The organism is Pseudomonas sp. PS02290, assembly GCF_029960075.1.
Lineage (GTDB): Bacteria > Pseudomonadota > Gammaproteobacteria > Pseudomonadales > Pseudomonadaceae > Aquipseudomonas.
Genome location: NZ_JASCOY010000236.1, coordinates 1 through 339, shown reverse-complemented (window position 1 = coordinate 339; position 339 = coordinate 1). Strand labels below are relative to the sequence as shown.

General features: G+C 60.2%; 1 protein-coding gene. It reads right to left on the bottom strand.

What is annotated here, in order from left to right; genetic code table 11:
* Positions 1–339, bottom strand: a 339-nt coding sequence (locus QMX88_RS29360; RefSeq protein WP_282373744.1) for a hypothetical protein, incomplete at both ends; no start/stop codon positions are given.

Genomic DNA, 339 nt, shown 5'->3' with positions numbered 1-339 from the left:
TGATGCTGGTGGTTTTCGAGTTCTTTGTCGTACCCGTCTGAACCAGGCTGTAGCGCACCACCGCCGAGCCGCCTGCGATGGCTTTCAGGTCGGCGTTTGGAATGACGAAGGTGGCGCGATCAAAGCCAGGGTCGATGACCCTGATCGGCAGCAATGTCAGTTCGATGATAGTCGTCGGCGTTTTGCCAACCCATTCGAGGGTGACCGTATAGGACGTGCCGTCCCCGACAAAAGCGGGGATGAGCACATGACCGTCGCTCTCGCCCAGCGCTTCGAGGTCCAGCACCATGGTGGTTTGATTGGCCTCCTGCACGCGAGGTGCCGCCAGCGCGTTGGGAT